At 70.5% G+C, this 22,571-nt stretch carries 19 protein-coding genes; 4 read left to right on the top strand and 15 right to left on the bottom strand.

The window, feature by feature from the left end; all coding sequences use genetic code 11:
• Nucleotides 1-24: 24 nt before the first annotated feature.
• The 7 genes from HWV07_RS13335 to thiD all read right to left on the bottom strand — a co-directional run bounded on the left by HWV07_RS13335 (nucleotide 25) and on the right by thiD (nucleotide 10,983).
• Nucleotides 25-1,242, bottom strand: a complete 1,218-nt coding sequence (locus tag HWV07_RS13335) for an MFS transporter (protein WP_246279766.1) — start codon at nucleotides 1,240-1,242, stop codon at nucleotides 25-27.
• Between the two features lie 73 nt (nucleotides 1,243-1,315).
• A complete protein-coding gene (locus tag HWV07_RS13340) occupies nucleotides 1,316-2,377 on the bottom strand; it encodes a CNNM domain-containing protein (RefSeq protein ID WP_178334778.1) in 1,062 nt (353 codons plus the stop codon).
• A gap of 80 nt (nucleotides 2,378-2,457) precedes the next feature.
• Nucleotides 2,458-5,124 carry a DNA mismatch repair protein MutS gene (mutS, locus tag HWV07_RS13345; RefSeq protein WP_178334779.1) on the bottom strand — a complete coding sequence of 889 codons (2,667 nt, stop codon included), beginning with the start codon at nucleotides 5,122-5,124 and terminating at the stop codon, nucleotides 2,458-2,460.
• Between the two features lie 108 nt (nucleotides 5,125-5,232).
• Entirely contained in the window at nucleotides 5,233-7,953 is a 2,721-nt protein-coding gene (locus tag HWV07_RS13350; protein WP_178334780.1) for a TRAP transporter permease, read from the bottom strand.
• A gap of 2 nt (nucleotides 7,954-7,955) precedes the next feature.
• On the bottom strand, nucleotides 7,956-8,429 hold the full coding sequence (locus tag HWV07_RS13355) for a DUF1850 domain-containing protein (RefSeq protein WP_178334781.1): 474 nt from the start codon (nucleotides 8,427-8,429) through the stop codon (nucleotides 7,956-7,958).
• A 1-nt stretch (nucleotide 8,430) separates the two neighbouring features.
• Complete coding sequence (locus HWV07_RS13360; RefSeq protein WP_178334782.1) at nucleotides 8,431-9,441, bottom strand: TAXI family TRAP transporter solute-binding subunit; 1,011 nt, start codon at nucleotides 9,439-9,441, stop codon at nucleotides 8,431-8,433.
• A 162-nt stretch (nucleotides 9,442-9,603) separates the two neighbouring features.
• A complete protein-coding gene (thiD, locus tag HWV07_RS13365) occupies nucleotides 9,604-10,983 on the bottom strand; it encodes a bifunctional hydroxymethylpyrimidine kinase/phosphomethylpyrimidine kinase (protein WP_178334783.1) in 1,380 nt (459 codons plus the stop codon).
• A 90-nt stretch (nucleotides 10,984-11,073) separates the two neighbouring features.
• On the opposite strand from thiD, the gene HWV07_RS13370 reads away from it, so the two are divergent.
• Nucleotides 11,074-11,250 carry a hypothetical protein gene (locus HWV07_RS13370; RefSeq protein ID WP_178334784.1) on the top strand — a complete coding sequence of 59 codons (177 nt, stop codon included), beginning with the start codon at nucleotides 11,074-11,076 and terminating at the stop codon, nucleotides 11,248-11,250.
• Here the strand turns inward: HWV07_RS13370 and HWV07_RS13375 are convergent, their stop codons facing one another.
• Entirely contained in the window at nucleotides 11,251-11,643 is a 393-nt protein-coding gene (locus tag HWV07_RS13375) for a DUF5611 family protein (protein WP_178334785.1), read from the bottom strand.
• 129 nt (nucleotides 11,644-11,772) lie between these two features.
• Nucleotides 11,773-12,525, bottom strand: a complete 753-nt coding sequence (locus HWV07_RS13380) for a DUF7093 family protein (protein WP_178334786.1) — start codon at nucleotides 12,523-12,525, stop codon at nucleotides 11,773-11,775.
• A gap of 403 nt (nucleotides 12,526-12,928) precedes the next feature.
• On the opposite strand from HWV07_RS13380, the gene HWV07_RS13385 reads away from it, so the two are divergent.
• Together HWV07_RS13385 and ygfZ are read left to right on the top strand one after the other, a co-directional pair.
• Nucleotides 12,929-13,231 carry a DUF6432 family protein gene (locus HWV07_RS13385; RefSeq protein WP_178334787.1) on the top strand — a complete coding sequence of 101 codons (303 nt, stop codon included), beginning with the start codon at nucleotides 12,929-12,931 and terminating at the stop codon, nucleotides 13,229-13,231.
• 45 nt (nucleotides 13,232-13,276) lie between these two features.
• Nucleotides 13,277-14,359 carry a CAF17-like 4Fe-4S cluster assembly/insertion protein YgfZ gene (gene ygfZ, locus HWV07_RS13390; RefSeq protein ID WP_178334788.1) on the top strand — a complete coding sequence of 361 codons (1,083 nt, stop codon included), beginning with the start codon at nucleotides 13,277-13,279 and terminating at the stop codon, nucleotides 14,357-14,359.
• 28 nt (nucleotides 14,360-14,387) lie between these two features.
• Here ygfZ and HWV07_RS13395 read toward each other — a convergent pair whose 3' ends face one another.
• Nucleotides 14,388-15,236 carry an NAD+ synthase gene (locus tag HWV07_RS13395; protein ID WP_178334789.1) on the bottom strand — a complete coding sequence of 283 codons (849 nt, stop codon included), beginning with the start codon at nucleotides 15,234-15,236 and terminating at the stop codon, nucleotides 14,388-14,390.
• Nucleotides 15,237-15,264: 28 nt separating this feature from the next.
• Nucleotides 15,265-16,170, bottom strand: a complete 906-nt coding sequence (gene nadE, locus HWV07_RS13400) for an NAD(+) synthase (RefSeq protein ID WP_211694133.1) — start codon at nucleotides 16,168-16,170, stop codon at nucleotides 15,265-15,267.
• Nucleotides 16,171-16,991: 821 nt separating this feature from the next.
• Between nadE and HWV07_RS13405 the strand changes: the two genes are divergently transcribed.
• Nucleotides 16,992-17,975 (top strand): P-loop NTPase, encoded by a 984-nt coding sequence (locus HWV07_RS13405; protein WP_178334790.1) that lies wholly within the window; start codon nucleotides 16,992-16,994, stop codon nucleotides 17,973-17,975.
• Nucleotides 17,976-18,026: 51 nt separating this feature from the next.
• On the opposite strand, the gene HWV07_RS13410 is transcribed toward HWV07_RS13405, so the two are convergent.
• The 4 genes from HWV07_RS13410 to HWV07_RS13425 all read right to left on the bottom strand — a co-directional run bounded on the left by HWV07_RS13410 (nucleotide 18,027) and on the right by HWV07_RS13425 (nucleotide 22,514).
• On the bottom strand, nucleotides 18,027-19,292 hold the full coding sequence (locus HWV07_RS13410; RefSeq protein WP_178334791.1) for an ICP22 family protein: 1,266 nt from the start codon (nucleotides 19,290-19,292) through the stop codon (nucleotides 18,027-18,029).
• Between the two features lie 93 nt (nucleotides 19,293-19,385).
• Nucleotides 19,386-20,945, bottom strand: coding sequence for a tryptophan--tRNA ligase (locus HWV07_RS13415; RefSeq protein WP_178334792.1), 1,560 nt, complete (start codon nucleotides 20,943-20,945; stop codon nucleotides 19,386-19,388).
• A gap of 83 nt (nucleotides 20,946-21,028) precedes the next feature.
• Nucleotides 21,029-22,036, bottom strand: a complete 1,008-nt coding sequence (gene endA, locus HWV07_RS13420) for a tRNA-intron lyase (RefSeq protein ID WP_178334793.1) — start codon at nucleotides 22,034-22,036, stop codon at nucleotides 21,029-21,031.
• A gap of 64 nt (nucleotides 22,037-22,100) precedes the next feature.
• Nucleotides 22,101-22,514, bottom strand: coding sequence for a DUF1648 domain-containing protein (locus tag HWV07_RS13425; protein WP_178334794.1), 414 nt, complete (start codon nucleotides 22,512-22,514; stop codon nucleotides 22,101-22,103).
• Nucleotides 22,515-22,571: the final 57 nt, after the last annotated feature.

The raw sequence follows: 22,571 nt of genomic DNA on the forward strand, positions 1-22,571 counted from the left end.
CTGGCCTGTCGGTCCGGCGGCGAGCTATTTGTCGGGCTCGGGGGCGTACCACGCCAGGAGCGCCCCGAGGGCGCCGAGTCCGCCGGCGACGGCGAAGGCGACGCCGTACCCCGCCGCTGCGACGAGACTCCCGCCCGCGATGGGCGCGACGAACGCGCCCGCGAGGCCGACGCTCGTCAGGAAGGCGACGGCCGTGGCGGCGACGGCCGGGTCGACGAGTTCGCGGACGTAGGCGAAGACGAGCCCGAGGCAGAGCTGGACCGCGAAGCCGGCGACGAGCAGCGCCGCGACGACGACTGGGACGGTCCGGAGCAGCGTGAACCCGGCGACGACCGGGGCGGCGACGAGGAACGACAGCAGGACGACGGGCCGGCGCCGGCCGTCGAAGAGGGTGTCCGAGAGGAGGCCGCCGGTCACCCGGGCCAGCACGCCGACGGCGGGGAACAGCGCGACGAGCGCGCCGCTGCGGCCCAGCGAGAGGCCCAGCTGTTCGGTGAGGTACGACGGCGCCCAGCTGTTGACGAACAGGTACACCGAGTAGCCGAGGAACCCCAGGAGGCCGACGATCCAGACCCGTCGGCTGGTGACCACGCCGCCGAGGTCCGAGCGGGTGGGCGCCCGCGTCCCGGTGGCGCGCCCGCTGCCGCGGCTCGGCAGCCAGAACGCCGCGAGGCCGACGCAGGCGACGGCGGTGTACGCCGGGAAGATGGCCGGCCAGCCGAAGGCGTCGGCGACGACCGGTCCGGTCGCCTGCCCGACGGCGAACCCGACGGGGCCGCTGGCGGTGAACGTCGCCACGGCCGTCCCCTGGCGGGCGGCCTCGAAGGACCGGCCGACGATGTCGATGCCGGCGTTCCAGACGACGACGTAGGCGACGCCGCCGAGGACGCGGGAACCGACCAGCGACCAGAAGGCGCCGGCGGTGGCGGCCCGCCAGCCCCACGCGCCCGCGACGACCAGCAGGCCGACCGCCGCCGCGACGGCGTACCGGGAGTTCGTCCGGTCGAGGGCGACGCCGGCGGGGATGCTGGCGACCACCGCCGTCCCGAACATCACGCTGACGAGGAGGCCCGCCCGGGAAGGTCCGACGCCGAGGGAGGCGCGTATCAGGGGCGTGACGCTCGCCGGGACGAGTTCGTAGGCGCCGAGCGCGGCGGACATGAGGCTCGCGCCCGCGAGCAGTCCCCACCGCGCTCGCTCGCTCGCGACGGCCGGCCCGGACGACGACTCGGCGTTCGACACGCCGCGGGTGTTCTCCGGGGGGTCGTATCAACCTGCCGCGGACCGGGTCGTCGGTCAGTCGGGGGAGACCCGCTCACTTGTCGATGGGGTCCTCGATGTCGCCCATGACCGCCTCGAACAGGTCGGTGACGGTCACCATCCCGACGACCTCGCCGTCCTCGATGACGAGCGCGAGCTCCTGGTTCTCCGCCTGGAACTGGTCGACGGCGTCGCTGACGTCGACGTCCGGCGACAGCGTCATCGGCGGGGCCGCCAGCTCCTCGAAGTCGATATCGCCCGACGCGAGCTCCTCGCGGTACTGGGCCAGGACGGGCGAGTAGACGATGCCGCGGAAGTCCGTCAGTTCCTCGCCGACGAGGGGGTAGCGGGTGTGGGGGTGGGTCTCCATCCGACGGAGGTTCTCCTCCGCGTCGTCGGCCGTCGACAGCGCGACGACGTCGTCGGCGGGAATCAGCACCTCCCGGATCGGCTGCTCGCCGATCGCGAGGGCGTTCATCACCTCCTCGTGGCGCTCCTCTGAGAGGTCGCTCTCCTCGAGGGCGGAGCCGAGCCGGTTGCGCAGGTCGGCCCGCGACTCGATGACGTCCTCCTCGGTCTCGAGCCACGCGCCGGTCATCTCGACGCCGAACAGCTTCAGCGTCAGCTTGGCGATCCAGTCCCCGAACGTGATGATCGGCGAGATCAGCCGGTAGAACCAGTACAGCGGCGGCGCGCCGTACCGGCACACCGTCCGGGAGCGCTCGACGCCGAGGTACGTCGGCGTCTGCTCGCCGTGGGTCAGGTGGACGAGGTTGATGACGAGGAACGCCAGGACGGCGCCGCCGCCGACGGTCGCCAGGCGGCTGCCCGCGAACAGGGGCTCGAACAGCGCTGCCAGCGCCGGCTCGGCGACGATACCGACCGCGATGCTCGAGGCCGTGATGCCGACCTGGCAGGTCGTGAGGTACAGCTCCAGGTCGCTGGTCATCTCCCAGGCCCGCCGCAGCCCGCCGGACCCGCCGCTCTCGCCGAGGAACTCCGACTCGGTGTACTGTCGGGCCCGCGTCAGCCCGAACTCGATGGCGACGAAGAACCCGTTCGCGAGGATGAGCAGCGTCCCGGCGACGAGCCGGAAGGATACCTCCAGGGGTGTCATCGTCGACGATTCGTCCGCCCGTCGTAAAACGGCGGTGGGCCCGCGGCGTGGGCGCCCGGAGCCGTCGCTGGCGACCGGTGCTACTCGTCCAGCCGTCGCTGCCACTCCTGGACGCGGCTCAGCAGCTCGACTGGCGGAACCTCGTTCACGTCGGTGTCGTGGAGCTCCTCGAGGACCGATTCGGTGGCCGGGTCGAGCGGTTCTTTCTCTCCTCCGTCAGAGGAGGCCGTCCCCCTGAACTGCCCCGACCCGAGGTCGAAGACGGCCTGCTTCGTGCCGCCCGAGCCGCCGCGGACGTCCAGGGCCTTGTCCTCGCGCAGCCGGTCGAGGACGTCCCGCGCGCGGTCGACGACCGGGTCGGGGACGCCGGCGAGGTCGGCGACGTGGACGCCGTAGGAGCGGTCCGTGGGGCCCTCCTCGACGGTCCGGAGGAAGGTCACCTCCCCGTCGCGCTCCTCCGCCGCGACGTGGACGTTGGCGACGCCGGGGAGCTCGTCGGCCAGCTGGGTCAGCTCGTGGTAGTGGGTCGCGAACAGCGTGCGCGCGCCGACGCTGTTGGCGACGTACTCGGTGGCGGCCCAGGCGATGGAGATGCCGTCGTAGGTGGCCGTCCCCCGGCCCACCTCGTCGAGCACCACGAGGGAGTCCTCGGTCGCGCTGTGGAGGATGTTGCTCAGCTCCTGCATCTCGACCATGAACGTCGAGCGGCCCTGCGCGAGTTCGTCGAGGGCGCCCACGCGGGTGTAGATGGCGTCGACGAGCCCCACGGTCGCGTCGTCGGCGGGCACGAAGCTGCCGACCTGCGCCAGCAGCGTGATCAGCGCCGCCTGGCGCATGTACGTCGACTTCCCGGACATGTTGGGGCCGGTGACGAGCAGGAACCGGCGGTCGTCGGCCGCGTGCCCGCCGGCGCCCCGTTCCTGACCGGCGGCAGCCGCCCCGTCGAGCAGGAGGTCGTTCGGGACGAACTCCACGTCCGTCTCGACGACGGGGTGGCGGCCGGCCGTCACGTCAAGGACCCGCTCGTCGGTCAGCTCCGGTCGTGTCCACCCCTGCTTCGCCGCGTGGGTCGCCAGCGAGCAGAACACGTCCAGTTCGGCCAGCGTGCGGCCGACCCGCTGGAGCAACTCGGCGCGGTCGGCGACCGACTCCCGGAGCCGGCGGAACGCCTCGTACTCGCGGTCGCCGCGCTCCTCCTCGAGTCGCAGCACCTCGCGTTCCTTCTCGCGGAGCTCGTCGAAGACGTACCGCTCGGAGCTCTTCAGCGTCTTGACGTTCTCGTAGTGGTCCGGCACGCCGTCGGCCGCGGACTTGCCGACCTGGACGTAGTAGCCGTCGGTCTTGTTCCGGTCGACGGTGACGTGCGAGAGGCCGTGCTCGCGCTTTTCGCGCTCGGCGAGCGTCTCGAACCACTCGACGGCGGCCTCGTGGCGTTCGACGAGGTCGTCCAGCTCGTCGTCGTACCCGCGCTCGATGAGGCCGCCCTCGTGGAGCGTCTTCGGCGGGTCGTCGGCGAGCGCCGCCAGTTCTTCTCGGATGGCGGCGATCCCCTCGCTGTCCAGGTCGGCCAGCAGGTCCGTCACCGGCGAGTCGGCCAGCCGCGGCGACCCATCAATCCGCTCGGCGAGTTCGGGGACGAGCGCGAGCGTCTCGCGGGCTCGAAGCAGCGCGTCGGCGTCGGCGCTGCCCGAGACGGCGCGGCTCGCCACCCGCTCAAGGTCGTAGGCGTCGGCGAGCAGCTCGCGCAGCCCCTCGCGAACGAGCGCGTCGTCGGCCAGCGCCGCGACGGCCGACTGCCGCCGCCGGAGCTCGCCGCGCTGCCGCAGCGGTCGCGTCAGCCACTCGCGGAGCAGCCGGCCGCCGGCGCTCGTCCCGGTGTGGTCGACCGTCTCGAAGAGGCTCCGACCCTGCCCGGTCATCGTCTCGGTCAACTCGAGGTTGCGCTGGGTGGTGGCGTCCAGCGCGACGTGGTCGTCCGGCGCGTACGCCTGCAGCCGCGTGATCGAGGCCAGCGCGCCGACGCCCGTCTCGGCGACGTAGTCGACGACGGCGCCGGCGGCGGCCACCGCGGCGTCGCTCTCGAGGCCGACGGTGTCGACCGCGTCGCCGAACTGCTCGCGGAGCGCGTGGCGGGCGCGGCCGGGCGCGAAGGCCTCGGTGTCGTGCAGCGTTAGCCTCGCGTCGACGCGCTCGCGCAGCCGCCCGAGCAGGTCGTCGTCGGTGCGCACCTCGGGGCCGGGCAGTATCTCGACCGGCGCGAACCGGTACAGCTCCGTCAGCGCGCGCCCGACCGCGTCGGTTCCCGAGACGGCGGTCGTCCGGAACGCGCCGGTCGTGACGTCGCAGAACGCGAGGCCGTACTCGTCGCCGCGGCCGCCGCTCTCGACGACGGCGGCCAGGTACTGCGCGTCCTCGTCGTCGGTCTCCAGCAGCGTTCCGGGCGTGACGAGCCGGGTGAGTTCGCGGGTCGTGTCGCCGTCTTCGTCGCGCTGGTCGGCGACGGCGACGCGGTAGCCGCGCTCGACCAGAGCCGTCAGGTACGGCGTGACGTCGTCGACCGGGACGCCGGCCATCTCGTAGGTCTCGCCGCCGGCCGACCGCTCGGAGACCTTCAGGTCCAACTCTTCGCCGACGGTGACGGCGTCCTCGCCGAAGAACTCGTAGAAGTCGCCCATCTGCATCGCCAGCAGGTCCGCCTCGCTGTCTTCCTTGAGCGCGAGGTACTCGCCGACGATGCCGGAGGCCATGTACGTCGCTACCCGGGGCGGCCGGGCGGTAAAACGTGTCGGAACCCCGGTGGAAGTGGTCGGGCGGAGTCGGGCGAGCGCGCGGATCGCGTTCCTGGCCCCCGGCGATCAGGTCGCCGGCACGGACGAATCAGCCGGGCTCTCGACCTCCTCGTCGGCCCGGCGCCGGTTCTTGACGACGAGTCCGCCGAGCAGGACCGCACCCGCGACGCGGACGGCCACGTCGATGGGGACCGTGTACAGCGTCGCCTGGATGCCGACCATCCCGACGACGGTCTCGGCCGGCATGAGGAGCACCCCCGGGACCGAGAGGAACAGCGCGGCGAGGGTGAACGCGACCCGCTCCGCGCGGCTGACGTACGTCCGGTAGTAGCCGATGATGGCCGGCCCGAGCGCGTAGACGCCGGCGAACATCCCGAGGATGGGCACGACCACCTCCGGGAGGAAGTAGCCGACGTCGGCGACGTCGGACGCCGTCAGCACGGCGAAGTCCTGGACGGAGTCGACGCGGATGAGCATGATGCCGGGCGCGAAGATGAACGCGAACGGCACCATGATCTTGTTGAGAGACAGCAGGAACGCCTGTCTCCCCGTCTCGAAGGCGTCGGACTTCGCGATCCCGGAGGCGGCGTAGGCCGCGACGGCGACCGGCGGCGTCACGTCGGCCATCAGGCCGAGGTAGAGGACGAAGAGGTGCGCCCCGATCATCGCGACGCCGAACTCGGGGAGCGTCGGGCTGAGCAGCGTGATGATGATGATGTACATCACGGTGGTCGGCATCCCCATGCCGACGATGATGGCCGCGACCCCGGTCAGCAGCAGCAGGACGACGAGCGAGTCGCCGGCGACCGAGACGATGAGCGACCGGAGGCTCCCGCCGAGCCCGGTGATGTTGATGATGCCGGGGATGATGCCGGCCGCGGCGACCGCCACGACGACGACCGTCGCCGTCCGGGCGCCGTTGTCGAGGGACTTCAGGACGAACGTCCCGAAGGTGCCGGCCCGGCTCGTCGCGAAGTCGCTCCGGACGTGGTCGTCGATGGCTGCGGCGGCGTCGGTCACCGTGTCGTCCAGCTCCAGCAGCGGCGAGTCGCCGCGCGGTCGCGCCAGCAGCACGGGGATGGAGACGGCCGCGATGATGAGATCGAGCTGGGAGAGCGCCGCGCGGAGGGCGGCCGCCGGTGCGAGGCCGGCGCCGCCGTCGCCGAGGAGGAACCCGATCACCGACGCGCCCGCGAGGTAGTGGGTGACCGCCGTCGCGACGAACAGCCCGCCGACCCCGCCGGCCAGTACCGGCCCGGTCTTTCGGTTGTACGCCGAGACGAGCGCGATGAGCGCGACGGTCGCGACGATGGTGAGCCAGCCGGCGCGACCGATCGAGCGCTGGGCGATGATGATGTAGTACAGCAGCAGCCCCAGCGGCACGAGGTAGAACCACCCGTGTTTCATGTGCGGCGTGATGTCGAGCAGTTCCGAGCGGTCGAGCCCGCCGATGCCGTGCTTGGCGGCCTCGAGGTGGACCATCATCCACATCCCGAAGAAGAAGGCGATGGCTGGCAGCGTCGCGGCGATGATGACCGTCCGGTAGGGGATGGCGAGGTACTCGACGATGAGGAACGCCGCCGCGCCCATGACCGGCGGGAGGATCTGGCCGCCCGAAGAGACGGAGGACTCGACGGCGCCGGAGAACTCCGGCGAGTAGCCCGACCGCTTCATCAGCGGGATGGTCAGCGCGCCGGTCGTGACCGTGTTGGCGACCGAGGACCCGGAGATCATCCCCATGAACCCGGAGGAGACGACGCTGGCCTTCGCCGGGCCGCCGGTGCGGGTGCCGGTCAGCGAGTACGCGAGGTCGATGAACCACTTGCCCGCCCCCGACATCTCCAGGAACGCGCCGAAGAGGATGAAGATGTAGATGAACTGGACGCTGACCGCCACCGGGATCCCCAGGATGCCCTCGACGGTGTACCAGAGGTTCTGGACGACCTGGTCCCAGCGGAGTTCGCTGGTCGCCAGCAGGCCGACGCCGGGCGCGTCGCGGGGGATGAGGTACCCGAACCGACCGTAGAGGATGAACAGGGTCACGAGCCCCGTCAACAGGAGGCCCAGCGCTCGCCGGGTGGCCTCCAGGACCAGCAGGATGGCGAGGACGGCCACCAGGTACGCGAAGGGCCGCGTCGCCAGCGGCCCCACCGCGATGGGTTCCAGGACGGGGTAGACCTCCCCGAGCGGCGCGGCCTGCCGGAGGCCGAACAGCCGGATGACGTTCGTGATCTCCCCGTCGAACTCGGTCAGGTAGTAGATGGTCGGCGCGAGCGACAGGGCGATGAGGACGAGGTCGACGGGCGTCACCCGGTCGAGCGACTCGTCGACGAACAGCCACCGGACGGCGTCCTGGAGGGTCTCCGTCCCGCGGGTGACCGGATGGTCACCCAGCCGGTCGCGGACCGCGATCGGGATCCGTCCGAGGTTCCGCGCCACGACGCCGTGGCCGTCGGACGTCGGATACAGCAGGAACGCCATTATCAGCGCGAAGTTGACGTGGATGGCCCGGACCTGCAGGTTCTGGAGGGACCCGATCCGTATCGTCTCCGGGACGGTCACCGTCTGTCCCAGTACGCTGAACGTGAAGGACACCGGCAGGTTCACCTCGAAGATGAACCCGCGGGCGGCGAGCCATATCTGGAACAGCGAGAAGGTGATGCCGACGGCCGCGAGTGCGACGAGGGTCGCGCCCGTCAGCGACCGCTTCCGTTCGATCTCCTCGAGGACCTTGTCCGGGTCCTCGGCGCTCATCTCGTCCGTCGTATTCGCGGGGTCGTCTGGCATTGTCAGAGTCTGAACCGCGTCTCGATGCGTAGTTCGACGGTACCGCCGTCGGCGATCTCGGCGATGTCGTAGCGCTCGTCACCGACGACGAGGTCGTGGTCGGCGACGTGGCCGGTGGTGACCCGCAGCGGGTCGTAGCCCCGCTCGGGTGGGTAGTAGACGTACCGCCCGTCGACCTCGGTGACGTTCACCGTCGACGGTAGTCCGGCGCCGTAGGAGCTGAACTCCATCCGGGTCATCACCAGCTGTCCGTCTTCGGCGACGTAGACGTCTCGTACGAGCGTCTTCTCGACGCTGTGGGTGTACTCGACGATTATCTCGTCGTCCTCAGCGACGGGCGTGACCAGCAGTTCTTCTCCCTCGTCGTCCGTGACCACGAGGACGGTCTCGGTCGCCGCGACCGTCACGGCCCCGGTCGTGAGGACGCCGGCGCAGACGATCACGACCGCGATGACGAGCCACGCCCGGCGGGTCACACTACTCGAAGTAGGCGGCCGCGCCCTCGTGGAGCTCGATGGACATGCCGTCCTGGGCCGAGTCCTTGCTGATGAAGTCGGTCTTGATCGACAGGGCGTCGACGTTCTCGAAGATGGCCGTCGTGACGTCCTCGACGGCCTGGGCGTCGTACTCCGCGCGCGTGGCGATCATCGCCTGGACCGAGACGGTCGTGACGTCCTCCTCGATGCCCTCGTAGGTCCCCGCCGGGATCGTGTCGTCGGCGAACCAGGAGGCGTCGTCCTTGGCGGCCTGCCGTTCCTCGTCGGACATCGACAGGACGTCCATGTCGGCGTTCTGCGCGAGGTCCTCGATGGCGCCGACCGGCCAGCCGCCGACGACGAACGCCGCGTCGATGTCGCCGTTCTGGATCTGGTCGGCCGCCTGCGTGAAGTCGCTGTTCTGCTGGTCGAAGTCGTCCGGGGTGAGGCCGCCCGCGGACTCGAGGATCTGCAGGGCGTTGACCTGCGTCCCGCTGCCGAGGTCGCCCGTGTTGACCCGCATCCCCTCCATGTCCGAGACGGACTCGATGCCCGCGTCGGGGCGGGTGACGATGTGGATGGTCTCCGGGTACAGCGTCGCCACGCCCTGGAGGTTGTCCACGGCGTTGCCCTGGAAGGCCTCGATACCCTCGCCGTTCTTCGCGAAGTAGGCGATGTCGTTCTGGATGAGCGCGAAGTCGGCGTCCCCGCTGGCCAGACTGCCGACGTTCTCGACGGACGCGCCCGTCGCGGAGACCTCCATGTTGTAGTCGGTCTCGTCCTCGACGACGGTCTCGAACTCCCCGGAGAGCGGGAAGTACGTCCCGCCGGTCCCGCCGGCGTGCCAGCGGATGGTGTTGCCGCCGCCGCCGTTGCCGCCGCCGTCGCTGTTGTTCCCGTTACCGCCGTCCCCGTTGCCGTTACCGGTACAGCCGGCGAGTCCGACCACACCGATTCCGGCAACCCCTTTCACGACATCCCGACGTCCGATGAACCGCTTGTCTCTCGACATACGGCGATTATTGCCGCCCGCCGCATAAAAAGTTACTTAATACTCGGTCGTAGGTCGGTAGTTGAGTGCCGGTACCGGCGTTTTAGTTGAACCATTGGCACTTAGCGGTCGGTGGTCGGACGGCGACCGGCCGGCGACCCGTCGAGGCGGCGGTCGGACCGCTCACTCGAGGGCCGACAGCAGTTCGACGGCGCGCTCGCCGAGCGCCTGCGGGGTCTCGGCGACGAGCTTCACGATGGCCTCCCGGCCGACCTCCCCGCGGTCGACGACGGCCGCCGGCCGGTCGCCGCCGGAGAAGACCTGCCGGGCGCCCCACTGCATCGTGCTTCCCTCCCGGCGCTTGACGTCCTCCGGTTCGGCGTCGCGGTCGTACTCGGCGACCGCCCACTCCACGGCGTCGAGGGCGCTCTCGACGTCGTCGTCGAACCGGCAGTTGACGGCGAAGCGGAGTTCGGGGTGGAACTCGCGGGCCTCGAGCAGGAACCGGGCGACGTGGCTGGAGGCGCCGAAGCGGACGCCGCGGTTCGGCTGGACGCCGCCGACGGTCTTCGTGATGCGCCCCTCGACGGCCGCCGTCTCGTCGACGGCCTCGGCGTACCGCGTCGCGCCGACGACGTTCATCCCCACCTCGGGGACGAGCGGGCGGACGTTCTCGGCGACGAACCACTCGACGACGTCGTGGACCGACTCCGCAGTGTCGTCCCGGCCGACCTCGTTCCGCAGCGCGGCGAGGTGGTGGACGGCGCCGGGCCCCTCGCCGACGTCGTGGTGGTACCGGACCGCCCGCTCCATGAACGCGACGCTGCGGCCGACGGCGTCGACCAGCGGTTCGCCGTGCGCCAGGCGGGTGGCGATGGCCGACGAGAGCGTACAGCCCGAGCCGTGTGTCGCGTCGGTGTCGACGCGCGGGTGGCGGGCCGCCTCGATGGTGTCGGGCGTCACCAGCAGGTCCAGCACCTCGTCGCCGGGGACGTGGCCGCCGGTCACGAGCGCCGCGTCGGCGCCCATCGCGAGGAGGCGCTGGCCGGCGAGGCGGGCACCGGCCTCGTCCGGGTGGCCACTGCCACCTGCGTCGACGTCGGTGAGGACCGCCGCCTCGTCGGCGTTCGGGGTCACCAGCGTCGCCTCGGCGACCAGGTCCTCGTAGGCCGCCTCGGCCTCGCCGGCGAGCAGTCGGTCCCCCGACTCGGCGACCATCACCGGGTCGACCACCACCGGACAGTCGAAGTCGGCGGCGTACGCCGCGACCGTCTCGACTACCTCGCTCGTCGCCAGCATCCCGGTCTTCACCGCCCGGACGTCGAAGTCCGACCGGACGGCCTCGATCTGGGCCTCGAGCTCGGCGACCGGGAGGACGTGACTCGACTCGACGCCCGTCGTGTTCTGGGCGGTCACGGCCGTGATCGCCGACGTGCCGAAGCCGCCCGTCGCCTCGATCGTCTTCAGGTCGGCCTGGATCCCGGCGCCGCCGCCGGAGTCGCTGCCCGCGATGGTGAGGACGACCGGCTTCGAGACCGGCGCCGGGGTGCGCGTCTCGCTCATACCTGGGGATATTCCTTGTGAATACAAATCGGTGGTGGTCGGTGTGCGGTCGTCGCAACGCCTTCACGGGCGCCCGACGTAGGGGGAGGCATGTACCGCGCCATCCTCCCGAACGGACAGCTGAAGTGCGACGACTACGAGCGCGGCGAGCGGGGCGTCGAACTGTACCGCGGGGACGGCGAGCTACTGGCGTTCGTACCGTACGAGAACCTGGAGGCGCTGCTCACCGAGGCGGCGTACGCCGGGGACGAGCCGTCGGTGCAGTAGTCAGACGTTGTCGGGCTTGTCCGCGTCGTCCTCGACGGCGCGCTTCATCGACTCGCGGCGCGACTTCGCGTCCCGGCCCGTACACTCGAGCAGGAAGTCGTTCTTCGCGTCGTTGGCGTCGCCCGCGGCGTCGACGTCGCCCGTCTCCATCAGCTCCTCGAGTTCGCGCTCGTGGAACTCGACGGCGAGCTTGTCCTTCTTGCCGGAGTACTCGACGGCGCCGGCGACGATACGGTCGAACACGGGGTTCTTCGGCTCCTCGACGACGTAGAGGTCGCTGCCCTTGAACTCCTCCGTGGCGGTGATGGGGCCGAAGTAGTCCTCGATGGTTCCTTCCAGGTCGGGGACGCGTTCTTCGAGGTACTCCCCGCGGCGCATCTTGTACTCTTCCATGGAGGAGATATTGGGACCCGGTGGTTTACAATAGTTTCGAGGGACTCGTGCCGGCACGTCGCGTTCCGGCCGGCCCGAGGTGCCCGCCGGCACGAAGTGCGCCCGCCGGCAGGTCGCGTCCCCGGCGACTCACTCCGAGACGGTGGTCAGCCACGCCCCGCACTTCGGGCAGGGGTCGCCGTCGCGGTACGACGACTCGGCGTCCACCTCGAAGCCGCACTCCGGACAGACGATCCGCCCCTCGGGGACGGTGATCCCCGACAGCGAATCGTCGTCGACCCCCTCCCCGAGCCCGGCCCGCTCCTCGGCGTCGGCCACCGGCGCTCCGTCGTCGCTACCCGGGACGTCGGGGGCGTCCTCGGGGTCGTCCGCCAGCCCCTCGCCCTCCTCGTGGTCGTCGGGCCACTCGCCCGGGTCGCGCCCGCCGTCGTCGTCGTCCGTGAGGATCTCGGCGTCCTCCTCCTCGGGGTCGCGCTCCTCGAAGGCCTCGTCGGGTTCCTCGGCCAGTTCGTCGACCGCGGCCGCGGCCTCGTCGGCCGCCGCCCGGGCCGCCGGGTCGTCCGCGCCGGCCGGTTCGGGCCCCTCTTCGAGGGTCTCCGCGCCGTCGTTGTCACCGCCCTCGTCCATCGCGCGGTCGACGGCGCCGCCGAAGCCGCCGGTCCCGCCGGCCGCCGCGCCCTCGTCGATGTCCGCCTCGACCTCGCCGGCGTCGACGACGGTGGTCACCTCGGTGCTCTCGGAGACGACGCGCTCCTCCCCGCAGCGGCGGCACTGCTCGAGTTCCTTGACGACGGTCACGACCTCGCTTCCCTGTTCCTCGCGGTCGCGCTCGACCCCGGCGTCCTCGAAGGAGTGACCGAGGAACGAACATTTCAGTCCCATTATCACGGTGTGTCGGTGTCGAAGGTATAAATGTTCAGTTGAAAACGGACGGCGGCGCGGCCGAAACCGCCTCGTCGACCCCTTCGAACGGGTCGAACGGGGGTCGCGTGGTCTCTCTGTGGTCGCATATCTGCCGTGTGAGCGGACGCGCGCGCTGCTGCTCGGGACTCCCTTGCCGCTCGGTTTTCGAGGGTCTCGCTCGTTCCGGTCGCTCCGACCCTCGCTGCTCACGGCTCCCTTCGGTCGCCGTTCGCACGTTCCGAGGCCTCCCTTCGGTCGGCCTCGCTATACCTCGCGGTTCACTCCGTTCACCGCTCGGCACCTCGAGGGTTCGCTCCCTGCGGTCGCTCCGACCCTCGCGCTCCTCGAACAGTTAAGGCCACCCCCGGGCGAACGGGTACGTATGCAGGCGAAGCCGGAGTACCGCGACCGCGACGACACGGAGGTGGCGGTGCTCGACGCGCTCGTCGACCGGACCGAGGAGGGCATGACGGTGTTCGAACTGCGGTCCGGCGTCGAGACGGACATCGACGACCTCGAGGCGGCGCTGGCGGACCTCAAGGAGGAGGGCCTCATCACCGTCGAGAACGAGGAGGAGCCGATGCGCATCTACCCCGACGACCGGGTCGTCCCCGCCCACGAGACCGACGACGGGGAGGGCGGCGGCTCGCTGTTCGACCGACTCCGCGAGCGACTCGGCCTGTAGGCGGAGTCGCGGCTGTTTTACCTCCCCGACCCCTTTCGACCCACAATGACTGTCGTCGCGGACCTCCAGGAAGACCACGGCGCGACGTTCACCGAGCGCGGCGGCCGCCAGGTCGTCGACCACTACGGCCGACCCGAGCGGGTCCACCGCGCCGTCCGGAACGTCGTCGGGGTGATCGAGATGGGGTACGGGGTCGTCGAGGTGACCGGCGACGACCGCGTCGAGTTCGTCGACAACGCCGTCTCCAACCGCGTCCCCGCCGAGGACGGCTGGGGCGTCTACGCGCTCCTGCTCGACCCGCAGGGCGGCATCGAGACGGACCTCTACGTCTTCAACGCGGGCGAGCGCCTGCTCTGCTTCGTCCCGCCGCAGCGGGCCGCCGACCTCGCCGAGGACTGGAGCGAGAAGACGTTCATCCAGGACGTCGAGGTGCGGGCCGCAACCGATGACTTCGGCGTGTTCGGCATCCACGGGCCGAAGGCCACCGAGAAGATCGCCTCGGTGCTCACCGGCCCCGGGTCGCCCGACGAGTCGCTGTCGTTCGTCCGCGGCACCGTCGGCGACTGGGGCGTCACTGTAATCCGCACCGACGACCTCACGGGCGAGGAGGGTTACGAGGTCGTCTGCGCGGCCGAGGACGCCGCGGAGGTCTTCGACGCGCTCGTCAACCACGGCCTCAACGCCGCGCCGTTCGGCTACCGGACGTTCGACTACCTGACCCTGGAGGCCGGGACGCCGATGTTCGAGACGGAACTGGAGGGGAACGTCCCGAACGTCCTCGGCCTCCGGAACGCCCTGGACTTCGAGAAGGGCTGCTACGTGGGCCAGGAGGTCGTCTCGAAGATCGAGAACCGCGGTCAGCCCTCCCGTCGACTCGTCGGACTCCGCCCCGAGTCGGTACCGACCCGCGGCTCCGCGGTCTTCGCCGGCGACGAGCACGTCGGCGAGGTCACGCGCGCCGACCGCAGTCCCGCCCTCGATGCGCCCGCCGCGATGGCGCTGGTCGACTACGACCTCGCCGCCGACGAACTGACCGTCCGCGTCGACGGCGAGGACGTCCCGGCGGAACTCGCCGACCTGCCGTTCGTCGAGGGTTCGGCGCGGTCCCGGCGTTTGCCGCAGTACTGACCTGGAGGGTTCGGTCTGCTGTCCTTGTTTACGCCCGGTCCTCGGGCGTCGGCGCGAACGTCCGCTTGTGTCCGGTCGCCTCGTAGTAGTCGAGTATCCGGTCGATAGCGTCCGGATCGGCGTCGAGTTCGGCCCGGACCGCCGGGCGGCCGAGGCCGGCCTCGACGTGGAGGGCCAGCACCGCGTCGATGACCTCGTAGGAGGCTCCCAGGTCGCGCTCGTCGGTCTGGCCGGGCCAGAACCCCGCCGTCGGCGGCTTCTCGACGACGAACTCGGGGACGTCGAGTTCCTCGGCCAGCTCGACGACCTCGGTCTTGTAACGGTCGCCGAGCGGCAGCAGGTCCGCGGCGCCGTCGCCGTACTTCGTGAAGTACCCCAGCAGCAGCTCGCTGCGGTTCGTCGTGCCGGCGACGAGCCGCCCCGAGTCGTTGGCCACCAGGTACGCCAGCGCCATCCGGAGCCGGGCGACGAGGTTGCCCCGGAGGACCGGGTCGCCGTGGAGGTCGACGCACGACGGCGCGACGTCGGCCAGCTGGGCCAGCAGCGGCTGGACCTGCAGGGTATCGTAGTCGATGCCGAGCACGTCGGCGACGGCCTCGGCGTCGCGGGCCCCCGCACCGCCGAGTTTGCTGCTCGGGAGGACGAGACCGTAGACCGAGTCGGCCCCCAGCGCCTCGACCGCGAGCGTCACCGTGACCGACGAGTCGAGGCCGCCACTGAGGTTGACCACGACGCCGTCGGCGTCCGCTCGGTCGACGTAGTCGGCGACGAACGACGTGATCCGCTCGCCGGCGGCCGACGGATCTACGGTCTCGTTGGGCGGGTGGGCGGGCGATTCTCCGGAATCCGGCGGGCTACCCGACGCGCCGCCGCTCATCGCTGCCCTCGATGTCGCGACCACATCGTCAGCTGAAGTGCGTCCCGGGCGTCGGCGGGACGTCGCGTTTGTGCGCGGCCGCGCGGTACATCTCCTCGAACTCGGCGACGAGTTCTGGGTCGAGGCCGAGCTCCGCGGCCGTCCGCTCGACACTGCAGCCCTCGTCGACCAGCTTCCGGAGGACCGCGTCGATGGTCTCGTAGGGAGCGCCCAGTTCGTCGGCGTCGGTCTGGCCCGCCCAGAGTCCGGCGGTGGGCTGCTTCTCGACGATGTCCTCGGGGACGCCCAGGTGTCGGGCGAGCCGCCGGACCTCCGTCTTGTAGAGGTCGCCCAGCGGCAGGAGGTCGACGCCGCCGTCGCCGTACTTGGTGAAGTAGCCCAGCGACAGTTCGGTCCGGTTGCCGGTGCCGAGGACCAGGCGGTCTCGGAGGTTCGCCTCGAAGTACGTCGCCATCATCCGGGCGCGGGCGGTGGCGTTGCCGACGGCCTCGGTGTAGCCGTCGCGGTCCTCGATCGGATCGCAGAGCTGCACCGCCTCGCCGGACCCGAAGGACAGCGCCGCCATCTTCCGAAACCAGTACTCCTGCTCCATCGTGTCGGTGAGCGCGTCGACGACGGGCTGGACGTCGACAGTCCGGAAGCTGATCCCCAGCTCGAAGGCGACGTCCTGGGCGTCCGTGATGTTCGACTCGTCGCTCGCGTCCGCCGGGATGACGAGCCCGTACACCGAGTCGGCCCCCAGGGCCTCGACGGCGACCGAGGCGGCCGTGGTCGAGTCGATGCCGCCGCTCAGCGCGACGACGACGCCGTCGGCGCCCGCGTCCTTGACGACCGATCTGACGAAGGCGGTGCACTCCTGCTCCATCGTCTCGACGTCCGTGCGGAACGTGTCCGGCTCCTGTACGACACCGCGGTCCAGTTCTTTGATCGACATGTATTGTAGCTCGTGCGGCGACCGATTCGCCGCGGGTTTCACTCGCAGACGATGCAGCTCGATTCGGCCCGTTCCGTATCCCAGGTGAGCGCTCCTTCGTGGCAGCGGGGACAGGGCGCGAAGCTCGCTGAACGAACGTACGATGGTTGTTTTGCGTCCATACTCAACAGACAACTACTGATGTGGCATAAATCTTCGCGAAGTAGAATATAGAACAGTATAAGGAGTATGGGTGTTCAAGAAATAGTGGAAATAGGTAGGGAATGGAATTTCTACCACCTCCCGTCGCGAGATCCTCTTGACCTGTAGGGAGAGGCGTTCTGAAGGACGCCCCTTCGAGATTTACGTGATGGATGAATGGAGCATCACGATATGGGTTAGAACCTGAACGTACACCTAAAATCGAATTAGGTGCATGATAGCGAAGATTTATGCGCTAACGGTGAACAGATGGGGATGCAATGTTCGCAGGATACTCGAAGCGCGTCGGTCCAGCCCCCGACGCGTCTCGTCGCGACGCTTCAGGTGGGTTCGCGCGACGGCTTCCTGTCGAAGCACCGAGCGGACACCGGAGGTGGAAGAGGATGCTGTGAACGCCGCTCCGGTTCGCTCTGGCACCTGCCATCTTACGATGTCGGTCCTGGCTGGACTCCGGTCCAGCGTTCCTGCCACACGCCCGCCCCGAATCCCGGGGCGGGCGGCTCCGTTCTGCAGTCGTCGTCGCGTCCCGCTGCTCGTCCCCGAGTCCGTCCCACACGCCACATCGAGATCGAATTCCGTCCGACGGTTTTTAGCTTGGGAGGGTGAGTCGTAACTGAACCATGAGCGGCGACGTCGTCACAGTGACCAGCGGGAAAGGCGGCGTCGGGAAGACGACCACGGCGGTCAACCTCGCGGTGGCGCTCAGACAGCGCGGCCACTCGGTCGTCGTCCTCGACGCCGACCTCGGGATGCCGAACGTCGAGGGGTTCTTCGACCTCGACACCGACCTGTCGGTCCACGACGTGCTCGCGGGCGAGGTCGACGTCGACGAGGCCGTCCACGAACTGGCCGAGGGGCTGGCCGTCCTGGCGGGCGACCGCTCGCTCGACGGCTTCGCCGACGCCGACCCCGCGGAGCTGGAGGCCGTCGTCGAGGCGCTCGCCGACCGCTACCGCTACGTCGTCGTCGACACGGGCGGGGGCCTGACCTACGAGGGCCTCCTCCCGCTGGAGCTCGGCGACGAGGCGATCCTCGTCACCTCGCCGGACCCCGCGGCGATGGGCGACACCACGAAGAGCAAGCAGCTCGCCGAACGCCTCGACGTCCCCGTCTGGGGCGTCGTCGTCACGCACGCCACCGACGAGACCGACGCCGATGCCGTCGCGAGCGACCTCGGCGTCGACCTGATGGGGTCCGTCCCGCAGGAGGCGGCCGTCTCCGAGAGCACCGCGACGGGCATCCCCGTCGCCGCCTACGCCCCGGAGAGCCGGGCGGCGGTCGCATACGACGCCATCGCGGCCGGGATGACCGACGACGCCGAGGTGACGCTGGAACCGCTCGACTCGAAGGCGCGGAAGCCAGACGCCTCTGCCGGGGAGGACGCCGAGGACGAACGGGAACGCGAGTCGCCCGACGCGGACGCCGACCCTCCTATCGAGGAGGCCGAGACCGCGCAGGCGACCGACGGCGGTCCCGAGGCAGCAGCCGACCGGGACGACGACTCAGAGACAGCGGACGCCGAGACCGAAGATTCGGCGGACGAGACGGAATCGGATGAGAAATCTGGCGGCTTCTTCTCGCGGCTGACCGGCATCTTCGGATAGGCGGATTCGAAGCTTCCGGGAATCGAGACGACGACCGGCGGCGCCGGATCGCTACTCTTGCGGGTCGCCGACGCCCTGGAAGACGCCCGACAGCCGCTCCTTGAACTCGTCGAACTCGTCGAGCCGTTCGTCGACGGTCGCCAGTTCGTCCTCCAGTCGGTCGAGGCGGGCCTCGAGGTCGTCCTGTCCGTCGCGGAGGTCGCCCTGGCCGTCCCGAAGGTCCGCGACGTCGGTCTGCAGTTCGCCGACGTCCTCGTTGACGGAGTCCGAGATGTCGTCGAGTTCCGACCGGACCGACGCGAGTTCGTCGTCCAGCGACGACACCTGCTCGTCGACGCCGCCGACCGCGTCGTCGAGCGTCCCGTGCTCGTCGACGAAGCCGTCGAGCATCTCGACGTAGGCGGCGAACTCGGCGACCTCGCTCTGGAGGTGCTTGATGCGGACGTCCCGGCTCCGGCCGGGTTCCAGCTCCGCCCGGAGCTCCTCGCGGGTCTCCTCGTCGACGTGGCCCTCTCGGAGCTCCTTCAGCAGCAGGCGGGCGATGCCGCCGGACGGCGTCGCCGCCAGCGAGGCGGTCAGGTCGTCGTCCGGCGTCTGCCCGTGGGCCTGGTCGCGTGCGCCGTCGGTCGGCTCGTCAGCTTCGACGGGCTCGGCCGCCTCGACCGCCGGGTCGCTCGGCGCCGCGTCGCCGTCCGCCGAACCGTCCATCGACGGCACGCCGACCGAGATGTCCTCTGGTTCGGTATCGACCGGGATCTCGTCGGCCGACGAGTCTTCGGCGGGACCACCCGAGGAGGCCGTCGCGGTGGGGACGACATCCTCGGCTTCGCCGTCGGGGTCGGACTCGGTCTCGAAGGAGAGGTCGACGCCCCCTGCGCCCGGCGCGGCGAGGAGTGACTCGCGTTCGCCCGCGACGAGCGCGCGGACGGCGTCGGAGTCGTCGCGGCTGACCAGGTCGTCGATCGACCCGCCGGCGGCCACGACGGGGCCCTCGTCGAGCGCCTCGAAGCGGTCCGCGTCGACGCCCGCGACGCGGTAGACGACCTCGCTGGTCTCGCCGCCGGCGAACTCGCGTTCGAAGGTCGCCTCGTCGCCGATCTGCCAGTGCTCGGCGCCGTGGTCGGTGTGCAGTTCGATCTCGTCGCGGGGGACGGCCCCCAGCGCGGATTCGGTGATGCGGACCGTCGTCGGTTCGGTGTGCTCGACGGCGACGTTGAGCGTCACGACGGCGGTCTCCTCGGGTCCCGTGTCGATGGTCTTCCGAACCCGCACGCCGTCCGCGACGGCGGTCCGGGTGGTCTCGATACCGTCTGCCATACCTCCAGGTGGCGGTCCCGCTATAAATGGGTCGGGACCGAAACGACAGCGGAAACGCGGCGTCCGTCCACTTCCGGCAGCGCCGCCCCGGCGCTACGCCCGCCCGCTCTCGAGTTCGACGTCGAGGTCCTCGAGCAGCTCCCGGGCCTCCTCGCGCTTCTCCTGGTGCTCCTCGAGGAACTCGGCCATCAGCTCGGCGGCCTGCTCCTTGCAGCTACCGCAGAGCCGCTCGCCCGTGACGCACTCCTCGTAGACCTCGGCGGCGAACTCGTCGTCGTCGCCCGACAGCAGGTAGGCGTACAGCTCGTAGACGGGACACTCGTCGGCCTTCCCGCCGAGTTCGCGCTGCTCCTCGGCGGTCTCGCGGCCGCCGGTGGTCGCTGCCTTCACCTTGTCGTAGCCGTCCTCGGGGTCGTCGAGGAGGCTGATGTGGCTGGCCGGCTCCGAGGACGACATCTTGCCGCCGGTCAGGCCGGTCATGAACCGGTGGTAGATCGACGACGGCGGGACGAACCCGTAGCCGCCGTTCTCGACCTCGACCTCGCGGGCCAGCTCCTCGGCCGCCTCGCGGTCGAGGTCGAAGCTGTCGACGTGGCCCTCGTAGACGCGCTTCTCGCCCTCGACGGCCTCGATGAGCGCCTCGAAGGCCTCGTCGGTCGCGTTCCGGTCGAAGAACCGCACGCGGGGCCGGAGCGGCTCCTTGCCGCCGGCGCGCAGCGTCTCGACGGCGTCCCACAGCGCCGTCGACTCGGGGGCCTCTTCCTCGAGCCAGTCGGCGGCCTCGGCACACCGCACGTCGGTCTCGCCGTCGTCCTCATCGGCCAACGCCTCGTACGCGTGGGCGACGAGTTCGCGCTCGGCGTCGTCGAGCTCGAAGCTCGCGTACGCCTCGGTCACCTTGAAGAACCGCATCCGGGTCGCGAGGTCGCGGGCCAGCCGGACGTGGGGATCCTGGTCCGGCCCGACGGGGATGACCGTCGGCTTCGGCTCGTCGAGTTGCGGGTAGAGGATGTCGGCCATCTGGGTGACGACCGACTGCATGTGCGAGACGCTGGTCTCGCCGTCGAAGCCGTAGATCGCCTCGAACTCCGAGAACCGCGCCTTCGACCCCAGCTCGAAGGCGAGGTCCTGCAGCTCCTGGTTCTCGCTCTGGCGGTACAGCTCGCCCTCCTCGGGGTCGAAGCCCAGCGCCAGCAGGCTGAGCAGGTAGCTCTCGGCGTGCTCGTCGATCTCGTCCCACGTCATCCCGCGGGCCGAGTGGGCCTCCAGGTCCGCGATGAGGCCGTAGACGTCGCCGCCGCGCTCCTGGTGCCAGATCAGCTCGTCGAAGACCAGCTTGTGGCCGATGTGGGGGTCGCCGGTCGGCATGAACCCCGACAGCGCGGCGAACTCCTCGCCCTCCCGCATCGCCTCGGCGACCGGCCGGTAGTCGCGGTGGCCGAAGATGACGCCGCGGCGCATCAGGTAGTGGGGGATGGGCACCTCCCCGAGGACGTCGTCGAACTCCTCGATGCCGAACTCCTCGAAGAGCTTGCGGTAGTCGTCGACCGTCGAGGAGCCCCACGGGTCGAGGGCCACGTCGTCGGCTCCCTTCGCGCCGCCGTCCGCGGCGGGCGCGCCCGCGTCCTCTGCGTGGGGCTCGTCGTCTGCCATGCCTCCACGTCGGAGAGGTTCGCCCAAAAACCGTTCGCTTGGCCGGGACGGCCGGCGTGGCAGTCGACCGGCTCCGGGTCCCCTTACGGCGTCAGCCTCGAGACCGAGAGCCACCGGACCTCGCTCCCTTCGACCAGCGCGAAGACCATCCGCTTCCGGACGCCGTGGGCGAGCCGGACGTCCAGCGCCAGGTCCCGCGGGGAGCGGTCGGTGCCCGTCGGCAGCACCCGCACGAGCAGTTCGGAGTGGCCCAGGTCGTCGACGCTCTCGACGTCGGCGTAGGTGCGGAAGTCGGCGCCGAACTTGAATCCGGTCTTGGGGACGACGCCGCGGTCCCGGAGTTCGCGGTAGACGGCGAGCCGGCGGTCGAAGCGCTCGCCCTCGACCTCGCGGCCGCGGTCGACCAGCGCATCGACGCCGCCCTGCAGGTCGAGCTGGCCCTCCTCGGCGAGGTAGGCGGCCTCCAGGAGCGACAGCTGGAGGGTGTCGTCGTCGCGGTCCATCCGCTGGCCGTAGAAGTCCGACTCGTAGAGCTCGGCCGGCGGGTCCCAGCAGAGCACCCGGTCCTCGAGCAGTCGGCCGGCGGTGCGGCCGTCGAAGGCCATCTCGCTCGTCCCCGAGACGTCGGGCCGGCCGGTCTCGAGGTAGGTGATCTCGCTCTCCTCGTCGACGACCGCGAGGACGACGTCTCCGAGCGACTCGAGGGGGACCGACGCGCGCTCGCCCACGACGCGGACGCGGTGTTCTGTGGTGCCGTCCCAGGGGCCGTCCCCGCGCGGGTGGACGACGAAGTCGGCGCCCGCGGGGTCGTCGACCCAGCCCTCGCGGGCGGGCGAGACGTAGAAGCCGCGGTCCCGGAGGTCCTTGTAGACGAGGAAGCGGACCGTGACGTCGGCGTTCGCTGCGAGGAAGTCGGCGAAGCCCTGGCCGTCGACGGCATCGAGGTCGCCGCGGTGGAGGAGGTGGGCGGCCTCGACCCGCGAGAGGACGACCCCCGAGCCCCGGGGACGGCCGTAGCCGCTGGAGTCGTAGTAGCGCTCGCGGCCGTTGGCGCCGACCTCGACGACGCCGTCGGTCAGGTGGCCCTGCATCGTGTTCGTCTTCGAATCGCGCGCGTGGGCGTATAGCCGCTACGGTCGGGCTGCCCCGAGGGGCCTACGGGACGCCCTCGCGGTACAGCGCGTAGCCGACGAGCGCGGCCGCGGCGACGAACACCGGCGCGAGCGCGGTCGTCATCGAGAACGCATTGCCGAGGTTGTACGCGAGGACGAGCCCCTGGACGTAGGCGATCAGTCCGCCGACGAAGACGACCGAGACCGCCAGGACCCGCGGGTCCGCGGTCGGGTCGGCCCGTTCGGCGTACCGGACGATACCGACGGCGACCAGGCCGATGGCCGGCGCGAGGAGGACGCCGACCGGCTTCGAGACGTAGTTGTCGGGCGTCCCGCTCGCGTCGAAGTGGACCGCTATCTCGGCCGGCAGCCGCGGCCAGAGGGCGACGCCGGCGACGACCGCGAGGGCGAGCGCAGCGAGGGCCAGGAGGTAGCTCCACCGGAAGCGGAGGGGCATACGCCGGGGGTCGGTACCCGGCGGCGAAAAACCTTCCCCGCTCGGACTCCGTCGGAA

Origin of the sequence: Natronomonas salina (genome assembly GCF_013391105.1) — an archaeon.
In the GTDB taxonomy this organism is placed as follows: Archaea; Halobacteriota; Halobacteria; order Halobacteriales; family Haloarculaceae; genus Natronomonas; species Natronomonas salina.